Genomic DNA, 24,289 nt, shown 5'->3' with positions numbered 1-24,289 from the left:
ATTTTCGTTAAGCAATACGAACAGAAGACAAGCTCGCTTGGAATGTTTTCGTTAAGCGAACACAGAGAAAAAACTTGTTTTTACTCTGTTGAGCGTAGAAAACAACTAAGTTTTCTTGAATATGTTGTTGCGAGAAAATGTCTGATGAAATCGAATGGTTTTGTTAAGCAAGCATAAAAAATAGTCCAAATTTTTGAATATATTCCATGAATACTGAATCATACAGGAGGGAATTTGAAGAAATATTCATTCAGTATTTTCCGAAAGTCAGAACGTTTGCCGCCATTCTTCTTAAATCGGAACAGGAAGCTGAGGACATAGCACAGGATATCTTTGTAAAATTATGGGAACAACCTGATTTATGGGAAGGAAATCTTGTGAGGAATTATCTGTATACGATGGTTAAGAACCATGTTTTTAATCGTATTAAACGGAAAAATATAGAATCGAAATATATAAACTCCCGGATGAACCAGCTTTCTTTGGAGGAAATAACCGAATTTAAAGACCCTCTTAATGATATATACGTTCAAGAGTTACAGCTATTATTGAGATTATCACTGGAACAGTTGCCCGACAAGCGCAGGCAAATATTTGAGATGAGTCGTTTTGAAAATTTGAGCAATAACGAAATTGCAGAAAGATTGAATTTGTCGGTGCGAACAGTAGAACAACACATCTATTTGGTCTTAAAGGATCTCAAAAAACTTTTCCTTATTGCATTTTTTTTCATAAAATTTTAAGTAGTGATCTAATCTCGATTGTATCTAATATATAATCGGTAAACCAAATATAGCCGGGCTTATTGGGAAAGACCGCTTTTATTAGATAGACACACGAGATGGAAAACTATTTTAACAAGATTATCGAATTATTTGTAAAATCCGATGTTTCAACTTCTTCGCAAGATGAATTTTATCGGTGGCTTATTGGAGAAAAATTCTCCGTGGAAAAAGAAAAAGCGCTGTACGGTTTGTGGGATAACTTGAAGGAAGGCACGCCTGCAGAAACTTCAACTCAAACCCAACAATCACTGTATGATGTCCAAAAAAAGATAAAACAACGCCAACCCGGGGCCAATGTCAGACTTATCCGTTTCTGGCAGGTATCGGCTGCTGTTCTGCTAATCGCCCTGCTTTCAGCACTATATTTCACTTCCAATAAAACGCTGGTGAACGCCGACCTTATAGAGCAGTATGTACCGGTCGCAGAAATGACCCGCCTGACCTTACCCGACGGGACTGAGGTACAAATGAACTCCACCACGACCTTGCTCTATCCGGAACAGTTCACCGGGGAAAGCAGAAGTGTTTATCTGCTCGGGGAAGCAAATTTCAAAGTAGCGAAAAATGAGAAACAGCCTTTCATTGTAAAATCCAATGATTTTCAGGTAACGGCATTGGGAACAGAATTCAACATGAAGGCATATCCCGGCGATTCGACCCTTTCAGCCATTCTGCTTTCAGGAAGCGTGGAGGTCAGGTTCAACAACATGGCTTCAGCCCTGATATTAAAACCGAGTGAGCAATTTACGTATAACAGACAAACGAAAGAAGAAACGATCAGCCATCCCGATCTATATGATGCAACGGCATGGCAAAAAGGTGAACTTGTATTTAAGTCGACAAGCCTGAGAGAGATCATCACCGTGCTGGAACGAAAATACCCCTACTCGTTCGTTTATGCCCTGAATACCTTAAAAGATGACAAATACACCTTCCGTTTCAAGGATAAAACTTCATTGCAGGAAGTGATGGATATCATTGCAGAAGTATCGGGACATATCAGATACCGCATAGAAGATGATAAATGTTACATATTACCATTATAATCAACTAATTATTTACAATTAAATTTATTTATAACATGGATACATCATAATAGAAAAAAACCGGAATAAAGTGGCACCTTTATTCCGGAAAAATAAGCGTTAGAGTTATACTCTTGAAGAATAAGTCAAATTTCTAATCTAACACTAAGAAATAAATACTAAAGTTATGAAATTTTTTTACGTGAAAAAGGCAAAAACCCGATTTTTTATCTTTTTCGTCTGTTTTATTGCTTCGCAGACATTTTTGTTTGCCCAGAACAATGCCTTAATAACCATAAAACAAAACAATATTTCGGTTATAGAAGCGTTACAGGCAATTGAAAAACAGTCGAAAATGTTCGTAGCCTACAACGAATCACAGCTGAAGAATCAAAAGAGTCTTGATTTAAATATCAACAATCAGCCAATAGAGGATGTGCTGGCCCTGATACTGAAGGGGACGGGGTTTTCATATCAACTGAAAGACAATTACATAGTGATTGTCCCGGAGAGACAAATCAGTCAAATCAGTCAAAGACCGGTAAGCGGAACAATTATCGACGGGAACAACGAGCCGGTAATAGGTGCCAATGTAGTGGAAAAAGGTACTACAAATGGGACTGTTACGGATATCGATGGTAATTTCACATTGAACGTTGAAAACAACGCGGTGCTTCATATTTCATATATAGGTTATCTGTCACAGGAAATCAATACCGCCGGAAGAAACACTTTCAATATTGTTTTACAGGAAGACTTGAAAACTTTGGAGGAAGTCGTGGTAATCGGTTACGGCACGGTAAGAAGAGGCGATATTACGACAGCCGTCTCCTCGGTCTCACTGAAAGACCTCGATGAACGGCCGATCACCTCTGCCGCCCAGGCCATACAAGGCAAGGCAGCGGGTGTGAATGTATATCGCCCCAGCGGTACACCCGGAGGAGAGATGGTAATACGTGTACGCGGAACAACCTCCTTTAACGGCAGCAATGACCCACTGTACGTGGTGGACGGTGTCCCTGTCGACAACCTCAATTTCCTGTCTCCTATGGATATTGCCGATATGCAGATTTTGAAAGATGCCTCATCGGCGGCCATTTACGGTTCGCGCGCTGCGAATGGCGTGGTGCTGGTCACAACCAAACAGGCGACGGCGGGAGCAAAGGTTGCCGCAAATATACAGTATGGAATGAGTCGGGTAAGCAACCCCATTCAATCGTTAAATGCCAGACAATATAAGGAATTAATCGCAGAGATCAGTCCCAACACCGTCATCGAGGAAACTACCGACCGGACAGACTGGTTCAAGGAGGTATACGGTACCGGAATCACCCAAAACTATCAACTACAGGTATCCGATGGAAACGACAGGTTGCGTTATTTCGTATCAGGAGGATATCTCGATGAACAAGGCATATTGAGTTCTGCATTTTTCCGCAGGTTCAATCTACGCAGCAATGTGGAGAGTCAGGTACGCAAATGGCTACGTTTCGGATTAAACTTATCTTACTCCGACAACACAAGTAATGGCGTTACCACAGGACAAGGATCCAATCGTGGAGGCGTGGTGTTGGCTGTGGTAAACCTCCCTACTGCCGCTACCATCCGGGATGAGGAGACCGGGTTGTATAACCGTCTTTTCTACGGACAGAACATTGCCAATCCCATCGAAGAGATTGAAAACGGTAAAAACAATAAGAATAACGAAAACCGTTTGATCGCTTCCGGTAACACAACCATCACTTTTATGCCGGAACTGGTTTTGAAAACATCATTCACATTGGACCGTCGTAACGGTAAGGAAACCGGCTTCACCCCTCCTTCACACGGTCCGGGCAGGGACGATTGGGGAAATGCGTGGGATAACCGTTCAATGAATACATTGCTGGTATTCGATAATGTACTGACTTATAAAAAAACCTTCGCAGAAAAGCACAATTTTGAGGGTATGGCCGGTACATCATGGACCGATTCCAAATGGTCGAAAAGTTATATCAGCGGATCCCATTTCAAGGATGGTCATATCCATACACTCAATGCAGCCAATAAAATTGACTGGAACAGTACAAGATCAGAAGCATCTGAATGGGCTATTATGTCGGGATTCGGACGAGTTTCCTATAATTACGACAGTAAATACCTCTTTACTTTCAATATTCGTGGTGACGGATCATCCAAACTGCATCCCGATCACCGGTGGGGATATTTCCCGTCGTTTTCCGGTGCATGGCGCTTATCATCGGAAGACTTCATGAAAGATCTTACCTGGATTGAAGATCTGAAGATAAGGGGTGGCTGGGGACAAACGGGTAACCAGTCCGGCGTCGGTGATTACGCCTATCTGCAGCGGTATACTATTCACCGGGAGCCCTGGTTTGAAGAAGGCAAGGGGAATGCGCTGCCACAAATCAGGCCGGAGAATCTACGTACGGCAGACCTCACCTGGGAAACAACATCACAAACCAATATCGGTCTGGATGCAACGTTGTTAAAAAACCGGCTCACCATCGGCATGGATTACTATTACAAGCATACAACCGATATGCTGATGTATGTTGACGTTCCGGCCGGAGGAGGAGAGATAACCTCCATTGTAAGGAACGAAGGTGTAATGACCAACCACGGTTTTGAGTTCTCGGTAAATTCGCGTAATATGACCGGAGCATTTACCTGGGATACAGATTTCAATATTTCATTTAACAGGAACAACTTAAAAAGTCTTGAACTGCAGAAAATTTATAAAGCTGCCCAAACCACCGACGCCTTTCATCAGACATACATCGTACGCAACGAACCGGGACGTCCTTTAGGAGGCTTCTGGGGATATATCAGCGACGGGGTAGATCCTGAAACCGGAGACTTAATGTACCGCGATATAAATGAAGACGGAAGAATCTCTGCTACGGATCAAACCTATATTGGGGATCCCAATCCGTTATTCACTTACGGATTGACTAATTCTTTCTCCTATAAAGGTTTCAGGCTGAATATATTTATCCAGGGATCACAGGGAAATGATATCTTTAACGCTTCAAAAGGTGATACGCAAGGGATGCATGATTTAAAAAACCAATCGGTAGAGGTATTGAAACGCTGGCGTACGCCGGGACAGATTACCGATGTACCTAGAGCACGCTTTAACCTCCAACCCTCGACCTACTTCGTGGAAGATGGAAGTTACCTCAGGGTAAAAGATATCACATTGTCATACAGTTTTAAAGGGAGTATCCTGGAAAGGGCCGGCATCTCACGCCTCCAACCTTACGTGACGGCCAACAACCTGCTGACACTCACCAAATACAAAGGAATGGATCCTGAAGTGAATCAATGGGGCAATAACGGTGCCGTACAAGGTATTGACTGGGGAACCTATCCCCATAGTAAAACATTTGTTTTTGGAGTGAATCTTGAATTTTAAATCATAAAAGAATGAAGACAAAATATATTTTATCAATCCTTTTCGCTTGCTTACTGGCTTCCTGCTCGCTGGATTATGATCCGGTAGGCATCTATTCGGATGTAACCGAAGGTGTGGAGACCGACAGTGTAAGGATCGTATTTAAAGACAAAGCGGCGTTGCTGTCCCACAGGCAAACGCTGTTGAACCTGTTCAAAAACGGGCAGGAACACTGGTACCTCGATATGTTGCTGCTTGCCGAATCGCATTCCGATAATGCGTATGCCGGTGCGCCTAATGCCGAAACAACGCCGTTTGAGGTGAACTCCATCGAAGGATCGAACACAAACATGAGACGCGACTGGAACGGCCATATGACAAACATAGCCCATGCAAACAGGATGATCGTCAACATCGACAAAGTACCCGATCCGGCGTTGACCGAAGCAGAAAGAATCCGATACAAGGCCGAAGCCAAAATACTGAGGGCAATGGTTTACTTCGATATGGTAAGGATATGGGGGAATGTTCCACTGATCACTACCATAGCGGGGGATATTACTTCCGAAACCATTGCCGAAGTATATCCCGCCTATTTTCCACCTCAAACGGATGCTCTCACGATCTATCAACAGATTGAGGAAGACCTGTTGGAAGGGCTGCAATATGCTCCCGATAATAATCCGGCTGATAAGACACAGTTTTCGAAATCCGTAGCCCGTGCATTGCTGGCGAAGGTCTATGCCGAAAAACCGTTACGTGATTACGATAAGGTCATACAGTACGTTGATCAGCTTACGGCCGACGGTTTTGCGCTGGTCGATGATTACAGTGATCTGTTTGAAGTGGTGCTGGCGGACCCGAACCTTCCTCCGTCACAACAAAACATGGCAATAGATGCAAAAGCTCGTAACACGAAGGAAAGCATCTTCGAAGCACAATTTTTTACGGGAAGTGGCAGTTGGGTCACCTGGATGTTCGGTCGTCCACTGAATAACTGGACGGAAGCATTCACCTGGGCAAAATGGATCACGCCATCCCGCGACCTGATCAGGGCTTTTAACAGCGAACAAGGTGATAAACGCTATAACCAGACTGTTGTATTTTATCAGTGCGATTGGAGCATCTATTATCCGATGAATAATTATGCCTTCATGTACAAATGCCGTAGCGCTTATAACAGTATAATTAAAATGCGATATGCCGATCTTCTCCTGCTCAAAGCGGAGGCGTTGATCGGAAAAGGCGATTACAGCGGCGCAGCCCAGATTATCAATCAGACACGCCGGCGGGCGGGGTTGAATGATTTACCCGCTTCGGCGTCGGCAAGCAAAGAAGCCATTCTCACCGCTTATCTGAAAGAGCGTCGTCTCGAGCTGGCGCTGGAGGGACAACGCTGGTTCGACCTGGTTCGTCTCGATAAAGTGGAAGAGGTGATGAATGCTGTATTTGATAAAGATGAAGGCCGTCCGGCACAGGTTTATCCTTACACAAGCCTGTCATATATTTTGCCTATTCCGCAGGATGTGATCGATCAGAATCCGAACCTTGTTCAGAATCCGGGATATTAAAAGAACAAAGAGCCAAGAACCAGGAGTCAAAACTCAAGAACAAAAAATAAAGACTAATTTACGAATGAGCCAATGTGGAAAATGATAGTATGCTTCACACGATAAACAAGATAACGAATTCAATTTTTCACTTTTCACTTTTAATTTTTCATTTATAAAGTCTTGGTTCTATAATTGTTCCATACAATAATAAAAAACAGCCATATGAACTTGATACATAAAATATTATTCACGACCGGAATAACTTCATTGTTGCTTATATCGTGTAATGATGATGAATACGGTCCCCGAAAAGAATCAACTCCGGTATTTGAGTCGGCAGGTATGAGTCCGTCCTCCTTTACGTTCGGCGATTCTGTTACGCTTACGGCAAAAATAACCGATCCGGCTACCACCCTTACCACGTTGGTTTATGAAATAGTTTCCGAAAACCGGGTCATTTCGTCGGGGGAAATACCCATAGGAGGCGACTCCTACGAAGTCTCTCATGCAATCTTTGTGCCGCTTCTGAATAATCAGGCCGATAATTCAGAAGTACAGGTCAACCTGGTTGCACGGAATATTTTGAAAGGATTCGCATCAACTCAGATCACTGGTCTGACGGGGAACCGTCCGGTTTACCAACAACTTTATCTGGTTACTGACAATGGAGGTATAGCTATTCTGGAGCCTCAAGCCTCAGATAAAAATAAATACCAGGCCGGAGAACTGACTTTCGACAGTTCATTTCAGTTCAGGATAGCGGAAAAACTCAATGCCGACAATACGATTGATTATACAGGAGATGTATATGGAAATGTGAACGGAAGGATAGCGATGATCGACGAGACCGGCGAATCGGCTTTTGTGTATGCCCCATCGGCTGATTATACAAAAGAACTCATCTTCGATCATTATGGATTTTCCGTAGCAACAACGGGAAGTACTCTCGGCGCGGAAGACCTGGCATTAAGTCTTTTCACCCAACAGGATATCAACGGAGAATCTTTCCTTGTGCTTAAACGTACACTGGAGAACGGTAAGACCTATTCGGTATTCGGAGTACTGGCTGAAACAAGAAATCTATTTAATCCGGATTTCTTCGGACGTACAGCTGCCGATAAGGTTACTTTCTTAGGAAAAACAGGGGAATATACTATTTATTATAATCCTGTCCGTAAGAACACTTTCGTGGGTGTAGAGAATCCTTCGTATCCCGATTATCTTCTGGCTTGCGGCTGGGGGTTGGGGTATCCAACAAATATCACTTCCGAACAAATTGCTTCGGTATATCCGGGGAAAGGTAGAACCCATACCGATTGGGGATTCGGGCATGTTATGAACTATGTGTTACTGCGTCAGATCGAAGAGGACGTGTATCAGGGAACATTCTATACGCCGGGTGACCACGACCATTATGCAAGCTTCAAACCGTTTGAAAATACCGGTTGGGGTAATGAAAAGCAAGCAGGTGGATTTACTTTTACCGGCGAACAAATTATTTCGGGTACCAATAACTGGGATATCCCGAACGGAGAGAACGACCCGGTGATAGAATCCGCCAACTACAGGTTCACTATTAACCTGAATGACAACACAGTACATATTGAAAAGGTAACACCCTGATAATGTGACGATTCAATGATGTGATGATGTGATGATGTAAGATTCATAATTGAAATCAACAAATCGGTAAATCATCAAATCTATAAATCAACTTACTAGCTAATTGCCCTAAATAAAATAATCGTATGAAGTTAATATTCAATTTAAAAATGACAACACTACTGATGCTGGCATTCTGCTGTCTTACATTCTGCAGCGGTGTCGAAAAAGAGGATAACGGGGGTATCACTCCCCCGCCGGAACCACCGGTAACAGGCGATGTAACGATGTATATCACCACCAACACCCGTTCCCAGGATTTCAAAAAACAGACGGTCGATTTCAGCACAAAGGACAACATGTCGCCGACAACCCTCAAGCTGGAACCCGGTACACGTTACCAGACCATGGACGGTTTCGGGGCCGCCGTAACAGGATCTACCTGTTATAACCTGATGCAAATGACACAGGAGAACCGCACCAAATTCCTGAAGGAGACATTCTCCACGACAGAGGGTATGGGGCAGAGCTACATCAGGATATCCATAGGCTGTTCCGATTTCTCGTTGAGTGAATACACCTGTTGTGACACGCCCGGGTTGGAGAATTTTGCCCTGACCTCGGAAGAGACGGATTATGTGATCCCTATCCTGAAAGAGATCCTAACAATCAATCCCGATATAAAGATCATGGGTTCACCGTGGACTCCTCCACGGTGGATGAAAGTAAATAATCTCACCGACCTGCAACCGTTCAACTCGTGGACCAGCGGTCAGCTCAACCCGGCATATTATGCTGATTATGCCGATTATTTTGTAAAGTGGATTCAGGCTTTCGAGGCACAGGGAATAAAAATCTATTCGGTAACCCCGCAGAATGAACCGCTCAACAGGGGGAATTCGGCTTCACTGTATATGACGTGGCAGGAACAGCGTGATTTTGTAAAAACCGCGTTAGGTCCTAAAATGGAAGCGGCAGGGTTAAATACCAGAATATATATCTACGACCATAATTATGATTACGACCGCAATAAACCCGAGAATGCCGATCAGGGACAATATCCGCTGAAGATATATGAAGATGCGGCAGCGGCTGAATTTATTACCGGCGCGGCCTATCATAATTATGGAGGGAATAAGGAGGAACTGAACTTTATCCATCAGTCACGGCCGGACAAGGAACTGGTATTTACCGAAACATCCATCGGCACATGGAACGACGGCCGTAATCTGGAAGTCCGACTGATCGATGATATGAGGGAAGTGGCGCTGGGTACGGTAAACAACTGGTGCAAGGGTGTCATCGTGTGGAATCTGATGCTCGATACCGATCGCGGCCCCAACCGCGATGGCGGTTGCCAGACCTGTTACGGAGCTGTCGATATAGACCGTTCCAACTATTCGACCATCACCCGTAATTCACATTACTATATAGTCGGACACCTTTCATCGGTGGTAAAGCCTGGGGCAGTACGTATCGGCACATCGGGTTTTTCGGAATCCGGTTTCTACTATTCTGCATTTGAAAACCCCGACGGCACATACGCCGTAGTGTTGCTCAACAGTACTTCGGCAAACAGGATGATTACCCTCGACGACGGGGCTCATCATTTCGCCTATGAAGTACCAGCCAAATCAGTTATCTCTTATCGATGGAAAAAATAATAAATAACAAGTATGAACATGAAAAAAATAAAATATTGGATGTCTGCATTCATTGTTTCCCTTACTCTGGCGTCATGCTCCAATGAGGTAGAAGAGCCTCAACAGGAAGGGAATCCCACTATGCAGATAGAAAATCAATTTACCAATGTGCATTTTGGAGATGTCCTGCCGTTCGAAGTGACAGTCAATGACAATATACCCTTATCTACGTTGACAGCCATATTGTATTTCGGAGAAGAGGAAGTGTCTAAAACAACCATACGTACGAAAGAGAACGGTCAATATTCAGGAAGCATAGAAGTCCCTTACGGGAAAAATATTCCCGACGGAACTGCTACATTGGAATTTATTTTGGTGAATACCACGATGAAGAAAGCAACCCAGACATTCGATGTATCGGTTACCCGCGCCCCCTACCCCTACCTCATCCTGGTAACCGCCGATGCATCTTATCCCATGCTTCCTACCGGTCAGCCTAATGAATATGCGGTCTCATCTGCTTTTCCATCTACCGAATTACCGGCTTACATAAAAACACCGGTATTGGATGACAAAGGTCGTGAAATCCTTTTTGGATGGAACGAAGGCGAAGGAGGAGTTGCCGAAGGCATTTCTACTGACATTCCGTTTGCAAGTCCGTCCGGCGGCACTTATTCCGTAACTTTCAATACCAGGACGTTTGATGCGTCACCCTTCTTCGAAGTAGTACTTAACGGTCAAAAGATGAATATGCTCGACAAAGACAATTACCAGTTGGATATCGATCTGACCCAGGGAGAGGAAATCACTTTTGAAGGACTGACAGATTGGTGGGTAGATCCGGATTTCTTCGCAGAAGACGGAGATAAGATGACTTTCGTTCCTATTAGCGGAAAATACCGTGTAACGGCCAATCTCCCGCTCAACTACCTGAAAGTGGAAGCGCTTATTGGCAGCAACTTAGCTACACTTCAGCCAGACGGAACCGGTGCGATCTGGATTATCGGTGATAACATTGGTAAGCCTTCATACACAGCCAATCATGTAGGATGGACCCCACCAAAGGCATTGTGTATGGCTCCTGTAGGCGATAAAAAGTATCAGGTGACCGTAGTTGGGGGTGAAACCGTAAGTGTGGATGCTATAAACTTCAAATTCTTCCACCAGAAAGACTGGGGAGGAGAATTTGGAAGTCAATCGCTTACCAGCGAAAGTGACATCGTATTTGTCGGTAACGGAACCAATGGCCGGGATAACGGCAACCTGGGTATTATCGAGGGCAAAACGTTGACGGCTGGTAAAACGTATGTATTTACTGTAGATGTATCCGGAGGGATAAATAATGCGGTATTAACAGTAGAAGAGAAGTGATATTGAAGAAGTCAAGTTAAGAAGTAGAGAGATTGGTTAACAATCGGACAAGGGGCGCGTACCATAACGGTATGCAGCCCCTTGCCTTTTCAATCTCCAGCCGGGTTCCTGCCCGGAAGGCCATATCCCCGGTAGTTTCTTACGTTGTTATATCACTCCTTGCGCCATCATGGCGTCGGCTACTTTCATGAAACCGGCAATGTTGGCTCCTTTTACGTAATTGATGTATTGTCCGTTTTTACCGTGCATAACACATTGTTCATGAATATCACTCATGATCTGATGCAGCCATTTGTCTACCTCCTCATTGCTCCATGAAATATGCATGGCATTTTGCGTCATCTCCAGACCCGAACAGGCCACACCGCCCGCATTGACTGCTTTCCCGGGAGCAAAAAGTATCTCATTCTCCAGGAAGAAATCCACCGCTTCGGCGGTACAACCCATATTAGAGACTTCCGCTACGAGCAACACTCCGTTCTCTTTCAATCGCTTGGCATCTTCCAGGTTCAATTCGTTCTGAATAGCACACGGTAAGGCGATGTCGACTTTGAGTTCCCATGGTTTCCTTCCGGGATAGAAAGTCGATCTGGGGAATTCTTCGGCATAAGGTGCCACCACATCATTTCCTGAGTTACGCAATTCAAGCATATAGTCGATCTTTTCAGGAGTATTCACACCATCCGGATCATAGATATAACCATCGGGGCCTGAAATCGCCACCACTTTGGCACCCAACTCAGTAGCTTTTATGGTTGCACCCCATGCTACGTTTCCGAATCCGGAAACAGCTACGGTCTTTCCTTTGAGATCGATATTGTGTGCCTCGCACATCTTCTGCACAAAATAGAGTGCTCCGAATCCCGTAGCTTCCGGGCGAAGTCTCGAGCCTCCGAATGACATTCCCTTTCCTGTAAAGGTTCCCGTATGTTCGCGGGCCAACTTCTTGTACATACCGAACATATAGCCCACTTCACGTCCACCAACACCAATATCTCCGGCAGGCACATCGGTATCCGGACCGATATTGCGCCACAGTTCCATCACAAAAGCCTGACAAAAACGCATGATCTCCGCCTGGGAACGTCCCTTGGGAGAAAAATCAGAGCCTCCTTTGCCGCCACCCATCGGAAGGGTGGTAAGCGCGTTCTTGAAAGTCTGCTCAAATCCCAGAAATTTGAGAGAAGATAAGGTAACCGAGGCATGAAAACGGATACCCCCTTTATAAGGTCCTATGGCTCCGTTGAATTGCACCCGGTAGCCGATATTCACATGCACTTTCCCATTATCGTCCACCCATGGGACTCGGAAAGTAAACACACGGTCGGGCTCTACTATCCGTTCGATAATACCCGCCCTCTCAAATTCAGGATGTTGGTTATATACGTCTTCAATTGAGACCAACACTTCTCTCACGGCTTGAAGATACTCAGACTCACCCGGGTGTTTTGCCTCGAGTTGTGTCATAATGTCATTCACTCTCATATTAATAAGGTTTATTTAGGAATTCAGTCTGACAAAGGTATAGAATAATTTGGAATATTGATACTTCTGAGATCATTAATTATTCAGAATGAAATTTCAAATTCCACTATGTTGACTCTCAATTTCAGATTCAAGATTTCAGATTCAAGATTCAAGATTCAAGATTCAGGATTCAAGATTCAAGATTCAAGATTCAAGATTCAGGATTCAGGATTCACAATCAACAATTTATCAGCGTGCCCCCTTCTCCCCGCCTTCCAGTCCCCACTTTTCCACCTTATGCAACGGCATAATCCCAAAAAGTTTCGGATGTTAACGGTTAAATGCCTATTTTTGTGGTGAATTTCTGATCTATCATTGAAATGGCAAAGAACAAACTGGCCAAATTTGCCGATATGGCTACTTACGGAAACGTGTTTCAATATACCTTTGAAACCTTGAAAAAAGACGGGTTTCCATATAAGGGAAAATGGCAGGCCTATTTTGGCAATAATAATCCTATTGTGCTCGAACTGGGTTGCGGCAAAGGGGAATATACCGTCGGGCTGGCACGTAAATTCCCGGAAAAGAATTTTATCGGGATCGACATCAAAGGTGCACGAATGTGGACCGGCGCCACACAGGCATTGGAAGAAGGGTTGACAAATGCAGCTTTTCTCCGGACACGCATCGAACTTATCAACCACTTCTTTGCACAGGATGAAATATCGGAAATATGGATCACTTTTCCTGATCCTCAAATGAAGAAGACCAACAAGCGGCTCACCTCCACCCGGTTTATGGAGCAATACAGCCGGATGCTAAAAGAGAGAGGAATCATCCATCTAAAAACAGATAGCAATTTCCTTTACAGATACACCAAAGCAATGATAGCGGAAAATCGGCTTGAAGTGCTTTTTGGCACAGACGATCTATACAACTCCGGACTGAACGAAGATATCCTGGAAATCCATACTTTCTATGAACAACAGTGGCTTTCACGGGGTTTAAACATCAAATATATCCGTTTCCTCTGTCCCAAAAATCACTGCTGGACAGAACCGGACGTAGAAATAGAAAAAGACGAGTATCGCAGTTTTGGAAGAGATGCCCGTATTTAGATGTGATAATTTGATGATTTACTGATGTGATGATGAGAAAGATTGGTAAGTATGAAAAAATTGCTCTCGAAAATAATCTCATCTACTAAAAAGAAAATCAATAATTAGCAGTAATCATCTAATCTGCACATTACCAAATCAACAAGAAATAAGAAATCAACAAATCAACACATTATCAAATCAACGAATTAACACAATGGCTATATACCCACAACTAATCATCGACGCATTGAAGAATGTGCGTTACCCGGGAACGGGACAAGATATTGTTTCTGCCGGCATGGTAGCGGACGATATTCGCATTGAAGGGATGAAAGTGAGTTTCTCGCTTATTACCGAAAAAGTGCACGATCCGTTTATTAAATCAGTCGTAAAGATGGCGGAACAGGCTATTCTTACATATGCCGACAAAGATATTGATATCAAGGGAAATATCACTGTAAAATCTAAACAACCGCCTCGCCCGGAACTCCCCGAACTACTGCCGGGAGTAAAAAATATTATTGCTGTGGCATCTGGAAAAGGCGGTGTTGGAAAAAGCACTGTATGTACTAACCTTGCAGTGGCTCTGGCACAAAAAGGATATAAGGTAGGCCTGCTCGATGCCGATATTTTCGGCCCGTCGGTTCCCAAAATGCTCGGAGTAGAAGATGCAGGGCCTGAGTTAGAGAAAAAAGAGGGACGTGACCTCATCGTACCCATCGAAAATTACGGAGTAAAAATGCTCTCCATAGGTTTCTTCGTCAAGAAGGAAGACGCCGTAGTCTGGCGTGGGGCAATGGCAGGTAATGCGTTGAAACAACTTATCGGCGATGCCGATTGGGGAGAACTCGATTATTTCCTGATCGATTTTCCGCCGGGTACAAGCGATATTCACCTGACGCTGGTACAGACGCTACCCATTACCGGTGCGGTGATCGTAAGCACTCCCCAGGAGGTGGCACTAGCTGATGCTCGCAAGGGGATCAGTATGTTCGCCGGAGATAAGGTAAACGTACCCATTCTGGGCCTGGTGGAAAATATGGCATGGTTTACACCTGCTGAATTACCGGAAAACAGGTATTATATCTTCGGAAAAGAAGGATGTAAGCGATTGGCGGAAGAGCAAGGATACGCTTTATTAGGACAAATACCCATTGTACAAAGTATCCGTGAGGGCGGTGATGACGGTCAGCCGGTAGCGTTACATCAGGAAAGTATTACAGGTATGGCTTTCTCCCAACTGGCCGATAATCTGGTTGAAGCTGTCGATAAACGAAACCGGGAACAACCCAAAACACAGATTGTAGAAGTCACGCGGAAGTAGAACGATTAGCAGATTTACTGATGTACCAATTAGTAGATTAACAGATTGTAATTGTCAATTGTCAACTAATCTTCACATCAATAAATCATCATATCAACAAATCAATGAATCATCCTCTACATCAATTTCGGTTTTGTCCGAAGTGCGGTTCAGAACATTTTCTCGAACACAACGAAAAGTCGAAGAAGTGTTCCGACTGCGGATTTATATATTATTTCAACTCGTCAGCTGCTGTGGTGGCGGTAATTGAAAACAGTAAAGGAGAAATACTTGTCGCCCGCAGGGCGAAAGATCCGGCAAAAGACACACTGGATCTTCCTGGCGGCTTTATTGATATGTACGAAACGGCAGAAGAGGCTGTAGCTCGTGAGATAAAGGAAGAAACAGGCTTATTGATAAATTCATGCGAATATCTGTTCTCTATTCCGAATATTTATCTATATTCGGGGTTTGAAGTACATACTGTGGACATATTCTTTAAATGCAGAGTAAAAGAATTCAATCATTTAACTGCTCAGGACGATGTCTCAGAATTACTTTTTATTGCATACAACAGAATCAATCCGGCTGATTTCGGGTTAATCTCTATTCGTAAGGGAATAGAAAAATTATTAAGTGAGAATAAATAATCTAAAATATGAAGAAAATCATCTTACTGTTTACCCTTGCTCTTATAGCACAGGTTTCCATAGCGCAAAAAACGGTATACCATGCTCAGCCCGAGCAACTGTTCAACCGTGGAAAAGAGATGTTCCTTGAAGGGAATTACGAAGGTGCGGAACAATTGCTGGGAAAATTCGTTGCCGGAAGCGACGATGCTTATTTGAAAGAGGAGGCTGCCTACATGATGGCTCTGTCCTCATTCTATCGCGGCAGCAATAACAGTGGGAATATCCTGGAAGCGTTTCTCGACACACATCCTGAAACTATCCACCGCCATCAGGTCAATTTCCTGATCGGCTCATACTATTTTGATAAAAAAGAGTGGCAGGCTGCAGGAGAGCGGTTCAATCAAGCGGACCTCGATTATCTCACCCTGTCGGAACAGGAAGATTACAGTTTCCGTTCGGCTTATACCCAATTGCAATTGGGAAATAAAGAAGATGCTACCCGTCTTTTCGGACTACTCTCGCAAAACAGTAGCAAATACCGGGATGCGGCCACTTTTTATCTTGGTTACATCGAATATTCCAACGGAAATTATGCAGAGGCGTTGCGCCGTTTTGAACGATTACAAAATTATCCCGAATATAGTGAAGAAGTAGCATTTTATACAGCTCAGGCTACTTTCTTCGATGGCAAGGTCGAGGAAGCCGTCAGGTTGTCGGCAGCTTTCGTAAGCAGATATCCGTCAAGTGAACATCTTACCGAGGCATACAGAGTTCTTGGGAACGGTTATTACAGGCTGGGACAAGCCTCGAGGGCAGTACCCTATTACGAGAAGTATCTTGCCGGCGTGGACAGGCCGCTTAGAGGGGATGCTTACTTCCTGGGATTATCATATTTCGAAACAGGCAATTACAGTAAGGCAGTACAGATGTTCCAGCAGGCGGTGGGAGAAGCCGATGAACTCACTCAGAACGCACAATTGCAACTGGGGCAAACCTATTTACGACTGAATCAGAAACAAGCAGCCCAAATGGCTTTTGAGGCGGCTTCCCGCAGCAATTTCAACCCACAGGTACGTGAAACGGCTATGTTCAATTACGCTTTACTGGCCCACGAGACCAATTTCTCCGTCTTCAGCGAATCCATCACCCTGTTTGAGAACTTTCTCAGGGAATTTCCCAATTCACCCTATAAAGACCAGGTAAACGATATTCTGGCTGAGACTTTCCTGACTACCAAAGATTACAATGCTGCCCTGAATGCGATCAACCGTATCAGTAACCCCGGACGTCGGATACTGGAAGCAAAGCAGATGGTGCTTTTCCAGTTGGGAGCTCAGGCCTTTATCAACGGTAACATGAACGAAGCAGTACAGCATTTTAACAATAGCATCAGTCTGGGTAATCAGGATGCCAAAGCCCGCAATAATGCCTATTTCTGGCGGGGTGAAGCATATTACCGGATGGGGAACTACAGCAATGCAGCCAATGATTTCCGCCAATTCACCCAAAATGCGGCCCCTGCAGACGAGAATTACTCTCTCGGATGGTACAATCTGGGGTATACACTCTTCAAACAACAGCAATATAATCAGGCCGTCAATGCTTTTCAGCAATACATCGCAGCAGAAAAAACAAGGAATCGGCCGGAATATGCCGATGCACTGAATCGTGTGGGAGATAGTTATTACTTTAACCGCAGCTTCAGCGAAGCGGAACGCTATTATGCACAAGCAGCGGATATCAACCCTTCCTCTGCCGATTATGCCGCCTACCAACGGGCATTTGTAATGGGACTGCAACACAACTACCAGGGAAAGATCACGGCGCTGGACAACCTGATGCGCAACTATCCCAATTCACAATATTTTGATGATGCCCTTTATGAGAAGAGTCGTGCACTTACGATGCTCAACAGAGAGAATGAAGCCATTGCGGTACTGCAACGACTGGTGAATGATTTCCCGAAAAGTCCTCTTGCCAGTCAGGGAGGGGTCCAATTAGGGCAATTGTACTACAATATTGGTAATTATCAGCAAAGTATCACTGCTTACAAGAACGTGATTGTCAATTTCCCCGGTTCAGACGATGCACGTAATGCGCTAATCTCTTTAGAGACAGTCTATCGTGACATGAACGATATCGACAGCTATGTAAAATATGCCAACTCTTTGCCGGGGGGTATGCGTATCACACCATCAAGACAGGATTCGCTTACCTATTTAGCAGCCGAAAGTATATATATGCGTGGCGAACGAGCAGATGCCGAGGCGGCCATGACAAAATATATTCAATCTTATCCAAATGGAGCATATAGCAGCGATGCCCATTATTATCTCGGAGTAATTGCCGACGAAAGGAAAAACCAGGATTTGGCACTATCACATTTCCGGAAGGTAATCGATGCCGGCAATATAAAATTCCTCGACAATGCACTTATCTATACTGCGCAGACTGAATATGAAAATGGAAACTTCCGCCAGGCGCTTGCTGATTATTCCCGATTGGCTAATTCAGCCCGTAATGCCACCAACCGACAGTTGGGACAAATGGGAGTTGTGCGGTCACAATCGCAACTGGGCAGTTATCATGAAGCAGCCAGAGCAGCTACCGACTTGCTCTCCAATAATAATCTCTCACCCGAAACGATCATAGAAGCGAGATATTTGAGAGGAAAAGCGTACCAGCAAGTCAATGAAACGGATAACGCCATGGCCGATTTCCAGTTTGTAGCCAATGATACCCGCAGTATCTACGGGGCAGAAGCACAGTTTATCCTTGCCGACACCTATTACCGGTGGAAATCATATGATCGTGCCGAAGCACAGGTCAAAGAGTTCATGCAAAAAGGCACACCACATCAGTACTGGATGGCAAGAGCACTTATTATCTTGTCGGATACCTACCTTGCCAAAGGCGATGAATTCCAGGCACGCCAATATCTGGAAAGTCTGAAATCCAACTATAAAGGAGATGAGGCCGATATCCAACAAATGATCAATGAGAGACTTAAAAATTGATTTACGGATTTATTGATGTGCTGATTAGCAGATTATAATTACCTATCATCACATCATCAAATTAGCACATCATCAAATTAGCAAATTAATATTCATATGAAGAAAATATATATCGTAATAGCAGCATTGGCGTTATCCGCCGGAAGTTTTGCCCAGACAGCAGATTCTCTGCTGAGACGTCAGATGGAGTTGGAACGGGATTTCAACCCTACCCTCCTGGATGCCGACAAAATTAATTCGCTGCCGGCCCTCCGTGAACCTTCCGTTCAGAAAGCCAATACCAATTACTCCACCTGGGCAGGACGTACTACTCCCCCCTTGGAAATAGCACTACCCCGGCCGGGAAGTATCATGACGGAGATTCCTTATAGTCAGAAAAAGGGATACCTTTCCTTCAACGCAGGTAATTATGCCAATCTGGATGGGGTATTTGGTTACCGTCTCCTGGAAGATGACAAGAACAGTCTCACTTTCTCCTTTCTGCACAATTCCTCAAACGGAGATATAAAATATGTACAAAATGTGGAAGCGGAGACCAACAAAGCCTATTTCATGGATAATAAAGGTGGTTTGGGCTATCAGCACCGGGCCGATGCACTCACGATCAATATGGAACTCTCCTACCTTCATTCGCTCTTCAACTACTACGGAAACAGATTCGATAACCCGGCTTTCTATGAAGATGAAAACCAACGCCTGGGAGTATTGAACGCTAAAGTCGGCATCGCATCGCATGAGACGGATCTGTTGAATTACAGGGGATATATAAATCTTCGCAACTTCTCCACAGAATTCGGTGAACTTCTCAACCAGGAAGGAATAAAGGGAAATGAGATAAACGCCATGGTGGGATTCGATAAACCTTTCGGTGACGCACAAAGTAAATTAGGTATCGATGGAAAGATTTTTACAACATTTTACAATAATGATATCAATAATTACTACCTGATAAATGCAACTCCTTATATTACGTTCGGAAGTTCAAACAGTTTTGCTAAACTAGGGGCTGACATATTATTCCAGAACTCCAATGGCACAAAGGCTCGCGTTGCTCCCAACGTAAAGGCGCAATGGGCGGTAACTGAGCACTCATCGCTTTATGCGAATATCCACGGTGGTTTCAGCAATAACACTTTCCTCGAAATGGTACAGGAATCGAGATACATTCGTCCTTATGGAACTGTAAATCCCTCCTACTCTATCGTAGATATAGATGCCGGAGCAAAGATCGGTGAAGTCAGCGGATTCCGGTTCGATATCTTCGGTGGATTCAAAAAAACCGATGATGAACATTTCCTGATACTGAACGGCCAGGATGTGATCGATGGAGATGTGCCGGGGGCTCATAAAGAGGTACTCAGGCCTGTATATGGCGATTTATCACATGCTCATATTGGAGGAATGATCCAAAGCAATATCTGGGCTCCCCTCGATATTTCGTTGCGTCTGAAAAAGAATTTCTATAATCTGGACTATGTCAGTATAGATGAGACTCAGATCGAAGACCCCAAAGCTTATAACAAACCCGGCTTTGAAGCTGACCTTCGTGCCGCATTCACCCTTACCAGTTTCCTGAAACTTACGGCCAATTATTACTTTGCCGGAGACCGATGGTCATACTACGATGGGTCAAACAGACAAATGGACAATATCAACGACCTCAATGCAGGTGCACTCTACCAGATCAACGACGCTTTTTCGATCAACCTGAGGGTAAATAATCTGCTCTCTCAGAAATATGATATCTGGTATGGTTATCCGGCACAGGGGCTTAATGCTTCCGGTGGATTCACCTTCCGGTTCTGACGATATTTTCCCGTGAACGAACCGCCCGATTCTCCCTTCCGAAAGCCCGGGCGAATCCCGCTTCCCGGTCTGACAGTGAGGTTGCATAGCACTGAAAAGCGTTTGAAACTATTTTTAATAGATCTCCCTTCTTGTTTACAATGCTTTTGTGTACTTTTGTAGAAAGTAAGATGCGTTTCGGGCAAGTCTGAAAATCTATTTTCGCCTTGCCGCTCAACCTTCATTACTTTTGTCGCAATCTTTTAGCATCTATAAATTATACGGGAGAATAAGATAAGATATGGGTAAACAAACAAAGGGGCAGAAGAAAAACCCGAAAACAAAGGATATATCACAAAAGAATGGCATCATCAAAGCCATGTGGAGCCTCTTCGGCCTTATGGTAGGGGGTGTAGTCCTTTTTTTCCTGCTTGTTGCTGCGGGGATGATAGGTTATATTCCCAAAATTGATCAACTGGAGAACCCGATTGACAAATATGCCTCGCAGGTGATCTCTACGGATAATGAGTTGCTTTTCACCTATTCTCGAAGTGATGATAACCGGATATTCGTGGATTACTCCGAACTCTCTCCCTATCTCATCGATGCGCTGATCGCCACGGAAGATATCCGTTATTACTCCCACTCCGGCATCGATATCATCGGTCTGGGGAGAGTCGTATTTAAGACACTTATCCTCAGCCGGGAAGAAAGCGGAGGGGGTAGTACTATCACACAGCAGTTGGCAAAACTACTCTATTCACCAAGGGCTAATAATAAAATAGAACGTATTTTTCAGAAACCGGTCGAATGGGTAATTGCAGCCAAGTTGGAACGCTTTTATTCAAAAGACGAAATCATCAATCTCTATCTAAACAAGGTAGATTTCAATTATAACGCGGTTGGGATTGAATCCGCCGCCCGTACCTATTTCAACAAAACGCCTAACGAGTTGAATATAGAAGAGTCGGCTATGCTGATAGGGATGTTGAAAAACCCCTCTCTCTTCAATCCCAGACGTCGTCCGGAGTTAACCAAAGAGCGCCGAGATGTGGTAATCAACCAAATGCGAAAAGCCGGACACCTCACTAAACAGGAAGTTGATTCGTTGAAACAGCTTCCTATCGAACTCGATTTCAACCGTTCCGACCACGTCGATATTATCGCACCTTATTACCGCCAGCATCTGGCAGAGATAATGATGGCAAAAAAACCGGAGAGGAAGAATTACGCATCGTGGCGAGGGCAGCAGTTCAGGGAAGATTCGGTTGCATGGTTAGAAGACCCGCTTTTCGGCTGGTGCAACAAAAATGAAAAACCCGATGGTTCCAACTACAATATCTACACCGACGGACTAAAAATTTACTCTACCCTTGACTCCCGTATGCAACGTCATGCGGAGGCAGCTGTAAAAGAACATTTGGGAGGCTATCTCCAGGATCAGTTCTTCCGGGAAAAAAGGGGAAAGAATTATGCACCCTACTCCCGTGAAGTAAGCGATAGGGTAGACAACCTGATGATGGCCGCCGTAAGGCAAAGCGAGCGTTACCGTGTCCTTAAACAAGGTGGCCTCAACGAAGAGGAAATCATCCGGAACTTCAAGGAAAAACCGGTGGAAATGAAGGTCTTTTCATGGGAACACCGGGAAGTAGATACACTCATGACACCGTGGGATTCCATCCGTTACCACAAAAATTTCCTGCGAACCGGCTTCATGGCAATGGATCCTTTGACGGGACATGTGAAAGCCTATGTGGGAGGCCCTGACTTCAAATTCTTTAAATATGACAGCGCCACCGGTAAACGCCAGATCGGTTCTACCATCAAACCCTATCTCTACACGTTGGCAATGGAGGAAGGGATGAGCCCCTGTGACGGTATGATCCACGGGCCGGTAAGATTAATGGATGAGAATGGTATTCCATGGGAGCCAAGAAATACACGTCCGGCAAGCGGAGAGTTTGTATCTATAAAATGGGGGCTGCAAAACTCCGACAACTGGGTAACCGCCTGGCTGTTGAGCCAGTTCTCGCCCTATGCGTTTGCCAGGATGCTCCAATCGTTCGGGTTAAAGACACCTGCCGATCCGGTAGTCTCCCTGGCATTAGGACCGAATGACGCTTCTGTATATGAGATGGTGGGCGCTTATTCAGCTTTCATCCATAGGGGTATCCGTGTGGAACCGGTATTGGTAACCCGAATTGAAGACTCTTACGGAAATGAAGTCGCTTCATTCGTCCCACGTATGAAGGAGATCTTCAGTGAATCAACTTCCTATAAGATGCTTGATATGCTGAAAGGAGTCGTGGACGGCGGAACAGGTGGCCGGTTACGCCGCGTCTATAACCTGAAAGGACAAATGGGTGCCAAGACCGGTACTACCAATAACAACTCCGACGGTTGGTTCATGTCGTTTACTCCCAACCTGGTAGCAGGTTGTTGGGTGGGTGGTGAAGAACCCTCTATCCATTTCGATCAGATGGCTTATGGCCAGGGAGCCAGTATGGCACTCCCCATTCACGGTATTTTCTATCAGAAGGTCTATGCCGATAAGGAATTGAGTTACACCGATAACGGTGTCTTTGATATTCCTGCCGATTTTGATCCCTGCCATGATATGCAGCGATATTCTCCCGATTTCTACCGCGGAAACGATCCGGTAATCGAAAGCCAGGGGATTGACGATATATTCAACTAATGAAAAATCTGTTACCATAGCCATCCTTTAAGTGATGATGGAGTTATTATTAAAACTCCTGAAATTCTGTACTGTAGGATTATCGGGATTTGTGATTGATTTTTTCTTTACCTGGTTATGTAAGGAGAAATTCAAATGGAATAAATTCGTTTCAAATTCTATCGGATTTACACTGGCAGCTTCCTCCAATTATCTGCTAAACAGAACATGGACCTTTAAGAGTGAAAATCCTGATTTAGGAGGCGAATATCTCTCTTTCCTTGCGGTGTCACTCATTGGCCTCAGCCTGAATAATCTATTTCTTTATCTTTTCCACGAAAAAGTGAAGGTGAATTTCTATCCCGCAAAAGTGTTTGCCATTGCTCTTGTCACACTCTGGAACTTTCTGGCGAACTACTTCTTTACTTTCCGGTAAGTACTGAATATAATTTGATATACCTCAATATGTTTTATAACATATCTAAAACATTTGTAATAATTAAAATAATACCCATATTTGCATTTTATCAGTACAATACTGATATAAAAGCGTTTATCACAATTGCAATGACAGACGAATAGTACCAGAATAGGTAATAACCAAAAACGAGCCGGTCCGATAGAATGAAAACATAATTCTTTTCCTTATGGAAACACAAAGGCCATCTATCTTTTCTTTCCGCTACTTGTATTTCATAATACTGGGAGTGTCTGCGGTGGTAGTATATTACCCTATCCTTAATAATCAACTGCTCGATTTCTGGGACGACCAATGGGTCGTGATGAACCAGTATACCGAAGGGGATTCTTATAAAGGTGTTTTTCAGCGGTTACCTGTATATTTCGGGATTTATATCTACCAACGCACGTACACGTGGTATAATACGGATACGTTGAAACAAGAATTAAGAAGTTACTGAAACAACAGAATG

16 protein-coding genes are annotated in these 24,289 nt (G+C 44.2%); 15 read left to right on the top strand and 1 reads right to left on the bottom strand.

From position 1 onward, the window contains the following. Positions 1 to 206 precede the first annotated feature (206 nt). From F597_RS0109320 to F597_RS0109290, 7 genes are all read left to right on the top strand, one after another. Positions 207 to 743: an RNA polymerase sigma-70 factor gene (locus F597_RS0109320; protein ID WP_019539467.1), complete on the top strand. Its 537-nt coding sequence runs from the start codon at positions 207 to 209 to the stop codon at positions 741 to 743. Between the two features lie 98 nt (positions 744 to 841). Continuing rightward, positions 842 to 1,831, top strand: a complete 990-nt coding sequence (locus tag F597_RS0109315) for a FecR family protein (protein WP_019539466.1) — start codon at positions 842 to 844, stop codon at positions 1,829 to 1,831. Positions 1,832 to 1,997: 166 nt separating this feature from the next. Further along, positions 1,998 to 5,228 carry a TonB-dependent receptor gene (locus F597_RS0109310; RefSeq protein ID WP_019539465.1) on the top strand — a complete coding sequence of 1,077 codons (3,231 nt, stop codon included), beginning with the start codon at positions 1,998 to 2,000 and terminating at the stop codon, positions 5,226 to 5,228. 11 nt (positions 5,229 to 5,239) lie between these two features. After that, positions 5,240 to 6,778, top strand: a complete 1,539-nt coding sequence (locus F597_RS0109305) for a RagB/SusD family nutrient uptake outer membrane protein (protein WP_019539464.1) — start codon at positions 5,240 to 5,242, stop codon at positions 6,776 to 6,778. A gap of 204 nt (positions 6,779 to 6,982) precedes the next feature. Beyond that, entirely contained in the window at positions 6,983 to 8,383 is a 1,401-nt protein-coding gene (locus F597_RS0109300; protein ID WP_019539463.1) for a hypothetical protein, read from the top strand. 125 nt (positions 8,384 to 8,508) lie between these two features. After that, complete coding sequence (locus F597_RS0109295) at positions 8,509 to 10,026, top strand: endo-1,6-beta-glucanase (RefSeq protein WP_245542016.1); 1,518 nt, start codon at positions 8,509 to 8,511, stop codon at positions 10,024 to 10,026. 18 nt (positions 10,027 to 10,044) lie between these two features. Next, positions 10,045 to 11,376, top strand: coding sequence for a DUF5125 domain-containing protein (locus F597_RS0109290; RefSeq protein WP_026327313.1), 1,332 nt, complete (start codon positions 10,045 to 10,047; stop codon positions 11,374 to 11,376). A 147-nt stretch (positions 11,377 to 11,523) separates the two neighbouring features. On the opposite strand, the gene gdhA is transcribed toward F597_RS0109290, so the two are convergent. Then, a complete protein-coding gene (gene gdhA / locus F597_RS0109285; protein ID WP_019539460.1) occupies positions 11,524 to 12,861 on the bottom strand; it encodes an NADP-specific glutamate dehydrogenase in 1,338 nt (445 codons plus the stop codon). Positions 12,862 to 13,223: 362 nt separating this feature from the next. Between gdhA and trmB the strand changes: the two genes are divergently transcribed. The 8 genes from trmB (at position 13,224) to F597_RS0109245 (ending at position 24,277) form a co-directional block, all read left to right on the top strand. Beyond that, entirely contained in the window at positions 13,224 to 13,961 is a 738-nt protein-coding gene (gene trmB / locus F597_RS0109280) for a tRNA (guanosine(46)-N7)-methyltransferase TrmB (RefSeq protein ID WP_019539459.1), read from the top strand. Positions 13,962 to 14,157: 196 nt separating this feature from the next. After that, positions 14,158 to 15,267 carry an Mrp/NBP35 family ATP-binding protein gene (locus F597_RS0109275; protein ID WP_019539458.1) on the top strand — a complete coding sequence of 370 codons (1,110 nt, stop codon included), beginning with the start codon at positions 14,158 to 14,160 and terminating at the stop codon, positions 15,265 to 15,267. Positions 15,268 to 15,371: 104 nt separating this feature from the next. Next, the gene (locus F597_RS0109270) at positions 15,372 to 15,896 is read left to right on the top strand and encodes an NUDIX domain-containing protein (protein ID WP_019539457.1); all 525 of its coding nucleotides are present in this window, start codon (positions 15,372 to 15,374) and stop codon (positions 15,894 to 15,896) included. An 8-nt stretch (positions 15,897 to 15,904) separates the two neighbouring features. Further along, positions 15,905 to 18,895, top strand: coding sequence for a tetratricopeptide repeat protein (locus tag F597_RS0109265; RefSeq protein WP_019539456.1), 2,991 nt, complete (start codon positions 15,905 to 15,907; stop codon positions 18,893 to 18,895). Positions 18,896 to 18,991: 96 nt separating this feature from the next. Continuing rightward, a complete protein-coding gene (locus F597_RS0109260; protein ID WP_019539455.1) occupies positions 18,992 to 20,701 on the top strand; it encodes a TonB-dependent receptor in 1,710 nt (569 codons plus the stop codon). A 358-nt stretch (positions 20,702 to 21,059) separates the two neighbouring features. After that, on the top strand, positions 21,060 to 23,378 hold the full coding sequence (locus F597_RS0109255; RefSeq protein ID WP_044060209.1) for a transglycosylase domain-containing protein: 2,319 nt from the start codon (positions 21,060 to 21,062) through the stop codon (positions 23,376 to 23,378). A 34-nt stretch (positions 23,379 to 23,412) separates the two neighbouring features. After that, the gene (locus F597_RS0109250; RefSeq protein WP_019539453.1) at positions 23,413 to 23,793 is read left to right on the top strand and encodes a GtrA family protein; all 381 of its coding nucleotides are present in this window, start codon (positions 23,413 to 23,415) and stop codon (positions 23,791 to 23,793) included. A 211-nt stretch (positions 23,794 to 24,004) separates the two neighbouring features. Further along, positions 24,005 to 24,277: a hypothetical protein gene (locus F597_RS0109245; RefSeq protein WP_026327311.1), complete on the top strand. Its 273-nt coding sequence runs from the start codon at positions 24,005 to 24,007 to the stop codon at positions 24,275 to 24,277. The last annotated feature ends 12 nt before the right edge of the window (positions 24,278 to 24,289 follow it).

The organism is Proteiniphilum acetatigenes DSM 18083, from assembly GCF_000380985.1.
Taxonomy (GTDB): Bacteria; Bacteroidota; Bacteroidia; order Bacteroidales; family Dysgonomonadaceae; genus Proteiniphilum; species Proteiniphilum acetatigenes.
Note: the sequence above shows the minus strand (reverse complement) of the source record. Positions and strands in the feature narration are given on the sequence as shown.

Bases quoted from the DNA above. Each gene is read 5' to 3' on its own strand.
- F597_RS0109255 (WP_044060209.1), top strand. From the start codon at position 21,060: ATGTGGAGCCTCTTCGGCCTTATGGTAGGGGGTGTAGTCCTTTTTTTC.
- trmB (WP_019539459.1), top strand. From the start codon at position 13,224: ATGGCAAAGAACAAACTGGCCAAATTTGCCGATATGGCTACTTACGGA.
- F597_RS0109295 (WP_245542016.1), top strand. From the start codon at position 8,509: ATGAAGTTAATATTCAATTTAAAAATGACAACACTACTGATGCTGGCA.
- F597_RS0109300 (WP_019539463.1), top strand. From the start codon at position 6,983: ATGAACTTGATACATAAAATATTATTCACGACCGGAATAACTTCATTG.
- F597_RS0109245 (WP_026327311.1), top strand. From the start codon at position 24,005: ATGGAAACACAAAGGCCATCTATCTTTTCTTTCCGCTACTTGTATTTC.
- F597_RS0109270 (WP_019539457.1), top strand. From the start codon at position 15,372: ATGAATCATCCTCTACATCAATTTCGGTTTTGTCCGAAGTGCGGTTCA.
- F597_RS0109290 (WP_026327313.1), top strand. From the start codon at position 10,045: ATGAAAAAAATAAAATATTGGATGTCTGCATTCATTGTTTCCCTTACT.
- F597_RS0109265 (WP_019539456.1), top strand. From the start codon at position 15,905: ATGAAGAAAATCATCTTACTGTTTACCCTTGCTCTTATAGCACAGGTT.
- F597_RS0109305 (WP_019539464.1), top strand. From the start codon at position 5,240: ATGAAGACAAAATATATTTTATCAATCCTTTTCGCTTGCTTACTGGCT.
- F597_RS0109310 (WP_019539465.1), top strand. From the start codon at position 1,998: ATGAAATTTTTTTACGTGAAAAAGGCAAAAACCCGATTTTTTATCTTT.
- F597_RS0109315 (WP_019539466.1), top strand. From the start codon at position 842: ATGGAAAACTATTTTAACAAGATTATCGAATTATTTGTAAAATCCGAT.
- F597_RS0109275 (WP_019539458.1), top strand. From the start codon at position 14,158: ATGGCTATATACCCACAACTAATCATCGACGCATTGAAGAATGTGCGT.
- F597_RS0109250 (WP_019539453.1), top strand. From the start codon at position 23,413: ATGATGGAGTTATTATTAAAACTCCTGAAATTCTGTACTGTAGGATTA.
- F597_RS0109320 (WP_019539467.1), top strand. From the start codon at position 207: ATGAATACTGAATCATACAGGAGGGAATTTGAAGAAATATTCATTCAG.
- gdhA (WP_019539460.1), bottom strand. From the start codon at position 12,861: ATGAGAGTGAATGACATTATGACACAACTCGAGGCAAAACACCCGGGT.
- F597_RS0109260 (WP_019539455.1), top strand. From the start codon at position 18,992: ATGAAGAAAATATATATCGTAATAGCAGCATTGGCGTTATCCGCCGGA.